The organism is Faecalibacterium hattorii (genome assembly GCF_003287455.1).
GTDB lineage: Bacteria > Bacillota > Clostridia > Oscillospirales > Ruminococcaceae > Faecalibacterium > Faecalibacterium hattorii.
Window position 1 is genome coordinate 25,481 of the sequence record NZ_PRLC01000018.1, and the last position, 12,446, is coordinate 37,926.

Annotated in this window: 18 protein-coding genes; 16 read left to right on the forward strand and 2 right to left on the reverse strand. The window is 48.6% G+C overall.

Annotation, left to right across the window (positions count from 1 at the left end; all coding sequences use genetic code 11):
- The first annotated feature begins 167 nt into the window (after nt 1-167).
- The 8 genes from C4N23_RS11735 (at nt 168) to C4N23_RS11765 (ending at nt 5,462) form a co-directional block, all read left to right on the forward strand.
- Nucleotides 168-914: a phage replisome organizer N-terminal domain-containing protein gene (locus tag C4N23_RS11735; protein WP_009255335.1), complete on the forward strand. Its 747-nt coding sequence runs from the start codon at nt 168-170 to the stop codon at nt 912-914.
- The gene (locus tag C4N23_RS11740) at nt 911-1,753 is read left to right on the forward strand and encodes an ATP-binding protein (protein ID WP_009255334.1); all 843 of its coding nucleotides are present in this window, start codon (nt 911-913) and stop codon (nt 1,751-1,753) included. The genes C4N23_RS11735 and C4N23_RS11740 overlap by 4 nt, the downstream gene beginning before the upstream one ends.
- A 46-nt stretch (nt 1,754-1,799) precedes the next feature.
- Nucleotides 1,800-1,961 carry a transposon-encoded TnpW family protein gene (locus C4N23_RS11745; RefSeq protein ID WP_286161366.1) on the forward strand — a complete coding sequence of 54 codons (162 nt, stop codon included), beginning with the start codon at nt 1,800-1,802 and terminating at the stop codon, nt 1,959-1,961.
- Between the two features lie 110 nt (nt 1,962-2,071).
- Nucleotides 2,072-3,685 (forward strand): recombinase family protein, encoded by a 1,614-nt coding sequence (locus C4N23_RS11750; protein WP_009255332.1) that lies wholly within the window; start codon nt 2,072-2,074, stop codon nt 3,683-3,685.
- 190 nt (nt 3,686-3,875) lie between these two features.
- On the forward strand, nt 3,876-4,238 hold the full coding sequence (locus C4N23_RS11755) for a helix-turn-helix domain-containing protein (protein ID WP_342587762.1): 363 nt from the start codon (nt 3,876-3,878) through the stop codon (nt 4,236-4,238).
- On the forward strand, nt 4,198-4,575 hold the full coding sequence (locus C4N23_RS11760; protein ID WP_003020283.1) for a TnpV protein: 378 nt from the start codon (nt 4,198-4,200) through the stop codon (nt 4,573-4,575). Before C4N23_RS11755 ends, C4N23_RS11760 begins: the two co-directional genes overlap by 41 nt.
- A gap of 144 nt (nt 4,576-4,719) precedes the next feature.
- The gene (locus C4N23_RS14090; RefSeq protein WP_006060468.1) at nt 4,720-4,884 is read left to right on the forward strand and encodes a hypothetical protein; all 165 of its coding nucleotides are present in this window, start codon (nt 4,720-4,722) and stop codon (nt 4,882-4,884) included.
- Nucleotides 4,885-4,937: 53 nt separating this feature from the next.
- Complete coding sequence (locus C4N23_RS11765; protein ID WP_112146230.1) at nt 4,938-5,462, forward strand: hypothetical protein; 525 nt, start codon at nt 4,938-4,940, stop codon at nt 5,460-5,462.
- Nucleotides 5,463-5,559: 97 nt separating this feature from the next.
- On the opposite strand, the gene C4N23_RS11770 is transcribed toward C4N23_RS11765, so the two are convergent.
- Nucleotides 5,560-6,366 (reverse strand): helix-turn-helix domain-containing protein, encoded by an 807-nt coding sequence (locus tag C4N23_RS11770; protein WP_009323504.1) that lies wholly within the window; start codon nt 6,364-6,366, stop codon nt 5,560-5,562.
- Between the two features lie 483 nt (nt 6,367-6,849).
- Here C4N23_RS11770 and C4N23_RS11780 point away from each other — a divergent pair, with 483 nt between their 5' ends.
- From C4N23_RS11780 to C4N23_RS11800, 5 genes are all read left to right on the forward strand, one after another.
- The gene (locus tag C4N23_RS11780) at nt 6,850-7,038 is read left to right on the forward strand and encodes a hypothetical protein (RefSeq protein WP_025544156.1); all 189 of its coding nucleotides are present in this window, start codon (nt 6,850-6,852) and stop codon (nt 7,036-7,038) included.
- Between the two features lie 41 nt (nt 7,039-7,079).
- Nucleotides 7,080-7,376, forward strand: coding sequence for a DeoR family transcriptional regulator (locus C4N23_RS11785; RefSeq protein ID WP_425349594.1), 297 nt, complete (start codon nt 7,080-7,082; stop codon nt 7,374-7,376).
- On the forward strand, nt 7,369-7,665 hold the full coding sequence (locus C4N23_RS11790) for a DUF3847 domain-containing protein (protein ID WP_002594808.1): 297 nt from the start codon (nt 7,369-7,371) through the stop codon (nt 7,663-7,665). The genes C4N23_RS11785 and C4N23_RS11790 overlap by 8 nt, the downstream gene beginning before the upstream one ends.
- Before the next feature lie 311 nt (nt 7,666-7,976).
- Nucleotides 7,977-8,231 carry a CPCC family cysteine-rich protein gene (locus tag C4N23_RS11795; RefSeq protein WP_112146232.1) on the forward strand — a complete coding sequence of 85 codons (255 nt, stop codon included), beginning with the start codon at nt 7,977-7,979 and terminating at the stop codon, nt 8,229-8,231.
- A 21-nt stretch (nt 8,232-8,252) separates the two neighbouring features.
- Nucleotides 8,253-8,657, forward strand: coding sequence for a hypothetical protein (locus C4N23_RS11800; RefSeq protein ID WP_112146234.1), 405 nt, complete (start codon nt 8,253-8,255; stop codon nt 8,655-8,657).
- 69 nt (nt 8,658-8,726) lie between these two features.
- Here C4N23_RS11800 and C4N23_RS14225 read toward each other — a convergent pair whose 3' ends face one another.
- A complete protein-coding gene (locus C4N23_RS14225) occupies nt 8,727-8,990 on the reverse strand; it encodes a hypothetical protein (protein WP_242983790.1) in 264 nt (87 codons plus the stop codon).
- On the opposite strand from C4N23_RS14225, the gene mobQ reads away from it, so the two are divergent.
- The 3 genes from mobQ (at nt 8,871) to C4N23_RS11815 (ending at nt 12,437) form a co-directional block, all read left to right on the forward strand.
- Nucleotides 8,871-10,421 carry a MobQ family relaxase gene (mobQ, locus tag C4N23_RS11805; RefSeq protein ID WP_242983789.1) on the forward strand — a complete coding sequence of 517 codons (1,551 nt, stop codon included), beginning with the start codon at nt 8,871-8,873 and terminating at the stop codon, nt 10,419-10,421. The genes C4N23_RS14225 and mobQ overlap by 120 nt on opposite strands.
- Nucleotides 10,422-10,486: 65 nt before the next feature.
- On the forward strand, nt 10,487-11,131 hold the full coding sequence (locus C4N23_RS11810; RefSeq protein WP_112146236.1) for a CHC2 zinc finger domain-containing protein: 645 nt from the start codon (nt 10,487-10,489) through the stop codon (nt 11,129-11,131).
- The gene (locus C4N23_RS11815; RefSeq protein ID WP_055262336.1) at nt 11,100-12,437 is read left to right on the forward strand and encodes a virulence-associated E family protein; all 1,338 of its coding nucleotides are present in this window, start codon (nt 11,100-11,102) and stop codon (nt 12,435-12,437) included. The genes C4N23_RS11810 and C4N23_RS11815 overlap by 32 nt, the downstream gene beginning before the upstream one ends.
- The last annotated feature ends 9 nt before the right edge of the window (nt 12,438-12,446 follow it).

Sequence of the window (12,446 nt, forward strand, 5' to 3'; positions counted from 1 at the left end):
GAATGGGCGTTCTTCCTCAATGAGCGAAACCGCATTACTTTCAATGCCCTTTGCCGGGGCTGTACCCATGACTGCAAGCAGAGTTTTAGGGCTATCGTGGTACTCTGCCCCCCGGTATTATTCAAAGAGATGGAAAGCCCGCCCCACAGATAAGGAGAACCAAGATTATGTCAGATAACCGCAAATATTATTACCTCAAACTGAAAGAAAGCTATTTTGACGATGACGCTATCGTGCTGCTGGAAAGTATGCAGGACGGTATGCTGTATTCCAATATCCTCTTGAAGCTGTACTTAAAATCGCTGAAATACGGCGGCACTTTGCAGCTTGACGAAAATATCCCCTACACCGCCCAAATGATAGCCACCATTACCCGCCAGCAGGTCGGCACAGTCGAGAGGGCTTTGCAAATCTTTATGAAACTGGGGCTTGTTGAACCGCTGGACAACGGGGCTTTGTATATGAGCAATATCGAGCTTTTCATCGGTCAGTCCTCTACCGAGGGGGAGCGTAAGCGCAGGGCAAGAATGAAGATTTCAGAGCAAAAACGGCTTAGTGGACAAGTGTCCGAAGCAAAAGCGGACATTTGTCCACCAGAGATAGAGATAAAGAAAGAGATAGATATAGAGATAGAAAAAGAGAGAGAGTTAAAACCGGGACGAGCCGCCCCCGCAGCTTACGGCAGATATAAAAATGTGATTTTGACAGATACAGAGCTTTCTGAACTGAAAGCAGAACTGCCCGACAAATGGGAGTATTACATTGACCGGCTATCCGGCTATATCGCTTCTACCGGGAGGAAATACAAGAACCATGCCGCCACTATCCGCAGATGGGCGGCTGACGATACCGCTAAAGCTGCCCCGAAAAAGGGCATACCCGATTACAGCTACAAGGAGGGAGAAAGTCTATGAAACCAGCTTTTGAAGATATGAGTTTACAGATACCAGCAGCCACCGCCGAGCCGGAGGACTACACAGGTGAGGACGGTCTACTCTACTGCGGCAAGTGCCGGACACCGAAAGAAGCCTATTTTCCGGCTGATAAGGTTGCCCTGTTCGGGCGTGACCGACACCCGGCAGAGTGTGACTGCCAGCGGGCGCAGCGCATGGAGCGTGAAGCCGCCGAACAGCAGAGAAAGCACCGGGACAAGGTAGAAGAACTGAAACGCCTGGGCTTTACCGACCCGGCTATGCGGGAATGGACTTTTGCCAATGACAACGGCAGAAACCCGCAGATGAAAACCGCCCGTTTCTATGTGGAGCATTGGGAGGACATGAAAGCCGGGAACATCGGCTATCTGCTCTGGGGCAGCGTCGGCACAGGCAAAAGCTACCTTGCCGGGTGCATTGCAAACGCCCTCATGGAGCAGGAAATCTCCGTAAAAATGACGAACTTCGCCGCTGTCCTCAATGACCTTGCCGCCACCTTTGAGGGCAGGAACGAATATATTTCCAAGCTCTGCCGCTATCCGCTGCTTATTCTTGATGATTTTGGAATGGAGCGTGGAACAGAGTACGGCTTAGAGCAGGTCTACAATGTGATTGACAGTCGTTACCGAAGCGAAAAGCCGCTGATCGTCACGACCAATCTAAGCCTTGACGAGCTGAACAATCCCCCGGACACAGCCCACAAGCGGATTTATGACCGGGTAACAGAGATGTGTACCCCTGTCTGCTGCTCCGGCGTGAATTTCCGCAGGGAAAAGGCACAGGAGAAAATGGAACGGCTGAAAAAGCTGATGAACGATTGAAAGGAGTTTGCCTATGACCGATAAAAAAGAGCATATCAAACACAGCATGAAAAGCACCGCACCCGCCGACTGCGTGACGGAAATCCGCATAGGGAACTCTGTTCTTGTGGTGTCCGGCTTTTTCAAGCAGAGTGCCACGGAAACCGCAGCCGACAAAATGGCTAAGGTGCTGGAAGCGGAAGCTGCTACACAAAAATCGGCAATATGACGGGCGGTAAAGAAGCATTTTTCACATTTTGCCGCTATACACGCCGCCCCGCCATGTGGTACAATCGAAGTACGGAATAGTGGGGCTGGCTGTCAGAAACGGAGGAAACCATGTTAAGACAGACAACCCAAAACCTTATTACCGCCCTTTATCCGAGATTATCCCATGAAGATGAATTGCAGGGGGAGAGCAACTCTATATCCAACCAAAAGCGCATTTTAGAAACCTACGCCAAGCAGAACGGCTTTACCAATCTCTGCTGGTACACGGACGATGGTTATAGTGGTGCGAACTTCCAAAGACCCGGGTTTCAAGCCATGCTTGCAGACATTGAAGCCGGAAAAGTCGGCACAGTCATAGTCAAGGATATGTCACGTTTAGGGCGAAATTATCTCCAAGTGGGAATGTACACAGAAATGCTTTTCCCACAGAAAGGCGTCCGCTTTATCGCTATCAATGACGGAGTGGACAGCGCAATGGGCGACAACGATTTTACCCCGCTGCGTAATCTTTTCAACGAATGGATGGTGAGAGATACGAGCAAAAAAATCAAGGCAGTTAAGAAAGCAAAAGGTCTAAGCGGAAAGCCTGTTACCAGCAAGCCCGTGTACGGCTACCTCATGGACGATGACGAGAATTTCATCATTGACGAGGAAGCCGCCCCGGTAGTCAAGCAGATTTACCAGCTTTGCCTTGCCGGAAACGGGCCTACCAAGATAGCCCGTATGCTGACCGAGCAGCAAATCCCCACGCCGGGGACGCTGGAATACCAGCGCACAGGCAGCACACGCCGCTACCACCCCGGCTATGAATGTAAGTGGGCGACCAATACTGTTGTTCATCTTCTGGAAAACCGGGAGTACACAGGCTGTCTTGTGAACTTCAAGACGGAAAAACCGTCCTACAAGATGAAGCACAGCATAGACAATCCCATTGAGAAACAGGCGATTTTCGAGAACCACCATGAGCCAATCATCGACTTGCAGACATGGGAACGGGTGCAGGAGTTACGCAAGCAGCGCAAACGCCCCAACCGCTACGATGATGTGGGCTTGTTCTCCGGCTTGCTGTTCTGCGCCGACTGCGGTCATGTGATGTACCAGCAGCGGTATCAGACCGACAAGAGAAAGCAGGATTGCTACATCTGCGGCAGCTATAAGAAGCGCACCGCCGACTGTACGGCGCACTTCATTCGCACCGACCTTTTGACGGCGGGTGTGCTGGACAATCTGCGGAAAGTGACCGCCTATGCACAGAAGCACGAAGCCCGGTTCGTGAAGCTGCTTATCCAGCAGAATGAAATGGGCGGCAAGCGGAAGCTGGCGGCGGCAGCCAAGCAGCTTGAACAGGTGCAGAGCCGCATTGCAGAACTTTCCCGCTACATCAAGCGTCTGTATGAGGACAATGTAAACGGGAAAATCAGTGATGAACGTTTCATGGAAATGTCCGCAGACTACGAAGCCGAGCAGCGGGAACTGAAAGACAGAGCCGCCGCTTTGCAGGGCGAGCTGGACAAGGCACAGGAAGCCACGGTAAACGCTGAAAAGTTTATGAGCGTTGTCCGCAAGTACCTTTCTATCGAAGAACTGACACACACTCTTTTGCGTGAAATGGTGGAGAAAATCGTTGTTTATGAATGTGAGTATGACGAGAACGAAGTACGCCGCCAGCGCATTGATATTTATTACAGCTTTGTAGGCAAGATTGACTTGCCCGAAGAATAAAGCCCGACCTATCCGACACCCTGCGCAAGTGCCGGATAGGAACGGCAAAATTTTTTACACTTCTATTACTTCTTTATCACACATAAGCAAAGAGTCAGGGTATGAAGCAGTTCATGGCTAATTAAAGGGAACAAAAAGAAAGGAAAAGCACAATCCAGACGGTATCAGCGGCAGTCTACAAGAATAAATTGTGATTACACAAGATTGGTGCTATAATAAGAGAAAAGTTCCTGCCGGGGCAGCCGCCCCGGTGGTATGGATAGAAAGGCAGGAAAGCAATATGCACATCAGCTATAAACCACTCTGGCATACACTGTTAGAGCGTGATATGAGAAAAGAAGATTTAAGGCTTGCCGCCGGTATGACAACGAATATGATTGCCAACATGAGCAAAGAGGGAAAGCACATCAGCATGGACACATTAGCCCGTATCTGCGAAACGCTGAATTGTGAGATTACTGATGTAATTGAGTTAGTACCAGACGAGCCTGCTTCCACAGGAGGTAAGGAACATGAGCGAACTGAAACCAAGAATAACGGAAAACGGAATTGATTATATCCTTGTCGGAGATTACTATATCCCGGATTTGAAGCTGCCGAAGGAACACCGCCCTATTGGAAAGTACGGACGGATGCACAGGGAATATTTAAGGGAAGTCCACCCAGTCAGATTGAACACATTGACCTTGACCGGGGAGTTATGGACATACCTTGCAGACCTGAACGAACAGGCACAGGAACGGTTAGACACCATCATGGAGCAGATGAAAGATGCCGAGGGCGTGACCGAGGAATTGAAACGAACCCAAGAAATGGAATGGGTGCGGCGTTGCAATAACATTCACAACCGGGCAGAAGAAATTATTTTGCAAGAGATGATTTATTCATAACGGTATGATAGAATGATTATGACAAATCGGGATTTGCAAAGGAGCGTGATTGTATATTTTGTTGGACGCGTTGTTGGAAATGTTGTGCCGTTTAAGTTGGATAGGTAGACGAGCGACAATTTGAAGTTGTGGAGGAAAAGCATTATGAAAAAAATTATGTTTGGTAACAGTTTAATGCTCTTAGGTATTGCAATAATGATTCTTGCAGGTTTAGAGCTGATATACATTGGTATTGTGTGGGCGTCTTTTCTTTTAATACCTGTAGGATTTATTATGGCTGTTATAGGGTTTTTTAGCAAAGACAGTTAAATACCGGTTTGTCGAATTAAGAAAATCGGTAGTTGACAAGGAGTTTTGATAGCATGAAAAAAATATTTCTTAAAATTGTGATAGGGGTTGTTCTTGTTTGTATTTTATTTGTTTGTTTTCTTTATACGAACAATGAGATCGGCGTGACTTCATCTAAGCTGGAGACAGATATTCGTTCGTCGCAGAAGATTAAGGATGATTGGACGGTCGATGGAAGCGTTTCCAGCACGATGGCTGCATATATTTCTTACCCTCAGGATTTGAGTGACCATTCTTTTTCCGTCTATGTCAACCGCCCTGGTCTTTCCTTTGGATACTTTTTCCGTGGGGGTGGAAAACTTTCGGGGGTTCAAAGAGGAATTGCCGAGTACACTGTAGAAGGATATAATGAGCGAGCATTTATTTCTATGAATCAGCAACAGGTAACACAGCTTGAAATAGATGACGGCAACACAATTCAAGCGCTTGACATTGACAGCAATAAACCTTTTGCGATTGTTTTGCCTATAAATGCGGGAACCATTACATTCTATGATGTGAATGGCAATACTGTGGAATACTGGAACAATTCTCTTTGACAACTTCCAGTTTGTCGTTCTAAAAATTCAACTGAATAATCCCAGCAAAAACCGCTGCTACATGGAAGCCAACAAACCATGCAACAGCGGTTTTTCTTTACCGTTTTTTCCTTTGGCTGATAGGCGTTCCCATTTTCTTTGATTTTTTGAGAATCCGAATCAGCCAGCGAAATTCTTCGTCTGACAGATTTTTATAGTTGATACCGAGCTGTTTACAGTAAAGGACAACCAGCTTTTCATCCCGGCTGCCCTTGAAATTTTCGACCGCTTCCAGATTTTCTTTCAGTTCATTGGCAACAGTGGTCTGGGGTGCACTCTCACTGTCCTTTTTATGGGCTTCTCGAATATCCCGGATAATGAGGTTGAGGTCATCCCGTACCATCTGACTGAAATATTCATCATCACTGATATGGGCGGCTTGTAGCACTTTCAAATGGGGGTCGTCTTCGCCAGGGCGATACCGTTCAATGATTTCATGTCGGACAGTATCAACAAGGGCATTGAGGTTTTGAATCTGCATGGTGGCAATCCCGTCCACATAAATCTCAATGTCCGCAAGAAACTTGATAAAATCTTTATGTGTGGCAAGCTCACAGAGCAGACGGTTGTTAATCCGACCGCTTTTCAGGAGAGCAACCATCTCATCATTCAAATGCAACTCCGTCAATGGCGTGTTGATCTGCTCCCTGTTCTCTGTCCGGCACAGCAGATAATCAACGGAAACCCCATAGAAGTCTGCCAGTGTGATAAGGTTGCCATGATTGATTTCTTTATAATCCTCTTTCTCATAACTTCCAAGAGCTGATTTGGAAATACCCGTCAACTCTGACAACTCTTCCAGATTTAAGCCTTTGTCCTTGCGGAGTTCCCAAAGGCGTTCCTGTATGCTTGTCGCTCCTTTCATGGGCGCACGCTCCTTTCCGGCGGTTTCATTGTTGCCGTTTAACTGGATTATATCACACTTTCCGCAATCGTGGAAATTTCTGATTTTTACCCCTAATTCCTACTTTGTGGACATACGGCACAGGGCACAAAAATGTTCTATGATACAGGTAGTTCATCGATGGATTATTCCAATCGAATGACCAGCCTGTGTGGGATATGCTTCCCCGGCGATGTAGCGCCATGACTTTTGGCAGGGATATGGAGGAACCCTGACCGAAACGAGCGTACCAAAGGGAGCGATACGCCGCTGTGAGATTCAGGGGAGGAACGACACCGGGGAGAACTGGCGAACTGACACCGAAATGATACCGAAACACGACAATCTGATAGGGGGATAGTCTACCCTATCGCTGATACTTTGGGAGATTTTAAGCGGCTCTATGGCTGTAATTTTGCCGAAAATCGCCCCGAAACCATACACGAAAACGGGAGGAAACACAATATGCCGAGAATGAGCAAAAAGAGGAAGCATGAGCTTTCCTTTTACCTCAATGACCGGGGGCGTGTCACTTACAACGAATTATGCCGGAAATGCCAGCATGGGTGCAAGCAGAGCTTCCGGGCGGTTGTGGTTGACTGCCCCCGTTATTTATCCAAACGAGCAAAGAAAAAGGAGGAACACACAGAATGAATTTTGAATTTATGACGATAGACACACCATTGCCGCTCTGTATGTCCTTTCCCAGAGCGTTAACAGGATTTCCAGTCAGCAGCACCGCAAAGGTCATGTACTGCCGGATGCTGGACGCTATGCTATCCAAAGGGCAGGAGGACGAGAACGGAATCCTGTTTGTCTGCTTCCCTGTCACAGCCCTTGCCGCAGTCCTGTCCCGCAGCTCTATGACGGTCAAGCGTTCTTTGAATGAACTGGAAACCGCCGGACTTATCATGCGGGTGCGTCAGGGCGTGGGAGAACCAAACCGGATTTATGTGCTGATACCGGGAAAGGAGGACGCTGCCCTTGCCTGATACATCAAAGCTGGAAAAGCTCAACCGGGAGCTGGAGAAAAGCGAAAAGAAACTGCGGAAAGCCATCAATGATGAAAAGGCATTGCAGCACCAGTTGAAGCAGCTTACCCGAAAGGAACGGACACACCGGCTCTGTACCCGTGGCGGTATGCTGGAAAGTTTTCTGCAAGAGCCGGAACGCCTGACAGATGATGATGTAATGCTGTTGTTGAAACTCATTTTTCACAGACAGGACACGCAGGAACTATTGAAAAAACTGCTGGAACGGGAGAAGCCGGAAACCCCTTAGTTTACTAAGGGCGCAATTATACACCACCCAGAGGTTGGTGTATTGCGTTCTCCGAAGGCTCCTCGCCGGAGGGCTGTGATTTTCCGCAGTCATGGTCTGCTTCAAATCAAACAGGGGACGCTACGCTTCCCCTGCGCTGGCTGCTGCCAGCTACCCTTTTGTGGACTTGCCATCTGGGGACACCTTGCGTTGCAAGCTGTTCCCAGCCGACAGGTTTCATAAAATATGCTATCTTTTCTATAAGCAATAAAGTATAATGAAGTCAGTAATAAATCAGGAATTTGAGGTCAAGGCTTAAACGGGAGGTTTATATGAAAAAATACCAATGTCCTTGCTGCGGATATTTTACCTATAATGTTCCGGCAAATGAAGATTGTGGGTATATCTGTCCCGTTTGTTTTTGGGAGAAGGACCCGTTCATTGCTTCTGATAACGAACCAAGTGACTCTAATCATGGAATAACGCTAAAAGAAGCGAAATCCAATTTCTCAAAATTTGGTGCTTGTGAAAAAGAAATGTTATGTTATGTCCGACCACCAAGAGATGATGAAAAAGAAATTTCATAGTAGTGTGTAAAGGAGAATCAAATGAAGCATAAAAAGTTTTTGTTAATTGCACTGATATGTTTAATCGGTATAGGTATTAGCTTTCTTTTGTTTTCTGCTCATAGACCATTCAAAGATTTAGAGGCAGCAGATATTACTTCGGCAAGTGTTCGGTTATCGCCACCTGATACAACAATTCAGATAGTAGAAACAGAGGAATTAGTATCATATCTCAATGAGGTAGTTATTTACAATAAGGACAACTCATATACAGAATATGCCGGACAAGCAGTTATTTTCACTCTGTCTTTGGCAGATGGTTTTCAAGTGGAGATTATAGCATACAATCCATTTATTATAATTGACGGTATTGGTTATAAATGCAAATATGAACCTTGTGAAGCTCTTAATCATTATGCTAATGAGCTAATGACAAGAGAACCATAATTTTTAAGTGTACCATCTACCCATCGGGTCAACTTGTCCCGAACTTTTACAACTAAATATCCGCCGCCCTCACAGCGGCACACCGAGCAGGAAATCTGAAAAAGGTCTCCTGCTTTTTTTCTGCCCAAAATGAGGTGGTAAAACGCCACCCCATCCACCAAGCGTAGAAAGGAGGGACACGAAATGCCCTGTCCACACAATGAAATCACGATTGTGCAGCGCAGCCAGCGACAGTCTGCGGTTGCCGCCGCTGCTTACCAGAGTGGCGAAAAGCTGTTCTGTGAATACGACCAGCAAGTGAAGCACTACCCGGAAAAGCGTGGCATCGTCCACAATGAAATCCTGCTCCCGGCAAATGCCCCACGGTCGTATGCAGACCGCAATACCCTATGGAACGCCGCCGAAGCGGTGGAAAAGCAATGGAACTCCCAGCTTGCAAGGCGGTGGGTGCTTACCATTCCCAGAGAGATACCGCCCGACCAGTACGCTGTCCTTGTCCGGGAGTTTTGTGAGCAGCAGTTTGTTTCCAAAGGCATGATCGTTGACTTTGCCATCCATGACCCCCATCCGCCGGGACACAATCCCCACGCCCATGTCTTGCTCACTATGAGGGCAATAGACGAACATGGGAAATGGCTTCCCAAGAGCCGCAAGGTTTATGACCTTGATGAAAGCGGAGAACGGATAAAACTTCCGTCCGGCAGGTGGAAAAGCCACAAGGAGGATACGGTTGACTGGAACGACCAGAAATATTGTGAAATCTGGCGGCATGAATGGGAAGTAATCCAGAACCGCTATCTGGAAGCCAATGACCGCCCGGAGCGTGTGGACTTGCGTTCCTATGCCAGACAGGGGCTTGATATTATCCCTACTGTCCATGAGGGGGCTGCTGTCCGGCAGATGGAAAAGCGTGGTATCCAGACGAATATCGGCAACCTGAACCGGGAAATCAGAGCCGCCAACAGTCTGATGAAGTCTATCAGGCAGCTTATCCAAAACCTCAAAGGCTGGATTACCGAGTTGGGAGAAAAACGGAAAGAACTGCTTGCACAAAAAGCGGCGGAGGAAGCGACACTTCTTCCCAATCTGCTGATGAAGTATATGGAGATACGAAAGGAAGAACGGAAGGACTGGACAAGAGCTGGACAGAACCGGGGGACTTCACAGGACTTAAAGGCAGTCAGCGAAGCCCTGTCCTATCTCCGGCAAAAGGGGCTTTCTACTGTGGAGGACTTAGAAGCATTTCTGGAATCTTCCGGGAAATCAGCCGCAGATTACCGCAATCAGATGAAGCCAAAGGAAACCCGCAGCAAAGTGATTGACGGGATTCTTGCCAGCCGGACAGACTGCAAGGAAGGTAAGCCTGTCTATGAGAAGTACCAGAAGATATTTTTTAAGAAAACAAAGGAGAAATTCAAACAGGAACACCCGGAGGTTGCCCGGTATGAGAAAGCCGCAGCCTACCTTGCCAAGCACCCGGACGATAAGGACAGCACCCAAAAGGAGCTGCAAGAGGAGCAGGAAACGCTTCTTAGCGAAATCGCAGAGCTGAAAGTACCGCTGACCGAGGTACAGGAGGATTTGAAGAAGCTGCGGGACATCCGCTACTGGGTACGGAAAGCCACACCCGGCACAGAGGAAAGCAAAGAGCCGCCCAAGAAACAGCCCATCAAAGAAGTCTTGCAGGATAAGGCAGACGAGAAAAAAGCACAAAGAACCGCCCCGGAACAGACGAAACACAGACAACAGGATATGGAACTTTAACAGGCACTTGCCATTTTCAATCAGAGAATGTCAGGTGCTTTTCTTTTTTTCAAGGAGGGATAGATTTGAATGTATTTGAAGCTGTGAAGCAGTCCGTCACAACCAGACAGGCTGCGGAGCATTATGGAATCCATGTAGGTCGGAACGGGATGGCTTGCTGCCCGTTCCATCACGATAAAACCCCAAGCATGAAGCTGGATCGGCGTTACCACTGCTTCGGCTGTGGTGCGGATGGGGATGTGATTGATTTTGCCGCCGCCCTGTATGGGCTGGGAAAGAAAGAAGCCGCCGTACAACTGGCACAGGACTTCGGGCTTTCCTATGAGGACTGGAAGCCGCCGGGAAAGGCGAAAAAGCCCAAGCCCCGGCAGAAATCCCCGGAGGAACAGTTTCAGGAAGCAAAGAACCGCTGCTTCCGTATTCTTGCCGATTATCTCCATCTGCTTCGGGCATGGAGAAGGGACTACGCCCCGCACTCCCCGGAAGAAGCCTTTCATCCCCGGTTTGTGGAAGCCTTACAGAAGCAAGCCCAAGTGGAATATCTGCTGGATGTGCTGCTGTTCGGGGAGACAGAGGAAAAAGCGGCTTTGATTACGGACTACGGAAAGGATGTGATACAGCTTGAACAGCGAATGGCAGAGCTTGCAGCCGCAGACGCAGAAAGAACTAAAAAACACCATGAACGCCATGCAGCCGCCCCAGAGCATTGAGGAAATCAAGGCGGGGCTGGAAACCACCGAGAAAGGCGGTGTCCGTCAGAGCATCCGGAACTGCCTGACCGTATTCCAGCGTGACCCTCTGCTTTCCGGGGCTATCGCATACAACATCCTAACTGACCGCAAGGACATCATAAAGCCCATCGGCTTCCACAGAGAAAGCACCGCCCTGAACGATACGGACATGAAGTATCTGCTTCTCTATCTGGAAGAAACCTACGGGCTTACCAATGAGAAAAAGATTGATAACGCCATCGGGATTGTGGCGAATGAAAACAAGTACCATCCCATCCGGGACTACCTAAGTGCCCTTGTGTGGGACGGGACAGAACGAATCCGTTTCTGCCTGCGGCACTTTCTGGGGGCTGACGCAGACGATTACACCTATGAAGCGTTGAAGCTGTTCCTGCTGGGTGCAATCTCACGAGCCTTTCAGCCGGGGTGTAAGTTTGAAATCATGCTCTGTCTGGTAGGCGGTCAGGGGGCTGGCAAGTCCACCTTCTTCCGTCTGCTGGCAGTCCGGGACGAGTGGTTCTCCGATGATTTGCGGAAGCTGGACGATGACAATGTGTACCGCAAGCTGCAAGGTCACTGGATTATCGAAATGTCGGAAATGATGGCAACCGCCAACGCCAAGAGCATTGAGGAAATCAAGTCATTTTTAAGCCGGCAGAAAGAAGTTTACAAGATACCCTATGAAACCCACCCGGCAGACCGCCCCCGTCAGTGCGTGTTTGGCGGCACTTCCAATGCCCTTGACTTCCTGCCCCTTGACCGTTCCGGCAACCGCCGCTTTATCCCCGTCATGGTGTACCCGGAGCAAGCCGAGGTTCACATTTTGGAGGACGAAGCTGCTTCCAGAGCCTATATCGAGCAGATGTGGGCAGAAGCTATGGAGATTTACCGAAGCGGCAGGTTCAAGCTGGCTTTCAGCCCCACCATGCAACGGTATCTCAAAGAACACCAGCGGGATTTTATGCCGGAGGACACCAAAGCCGGAATGATACAGGCGTATCTTGATAAGTACACCGGGAGCATGGTCTGTTCCAAGCAGCTTTACAAGGAAGCCTTGAACCATACCTTTGACGAGCCGAAGCAATGGGAAATCCGGGAAATCAACGAGATTATGAACCAGTGCATTACCGGCTGGCGGTACTTCCCGAACCCAAGAATGTTTTCCGAATATGGCAGACAAAAGGGCTGGGAGCGTGAAAACCCGGCAACGGACTCCGGAAACCCGTCTGAAAAAACGATGGATGGTTTTGTGGAGGTCACAGAACAGATGGAGCTTCCATTCTGAAAATGACCG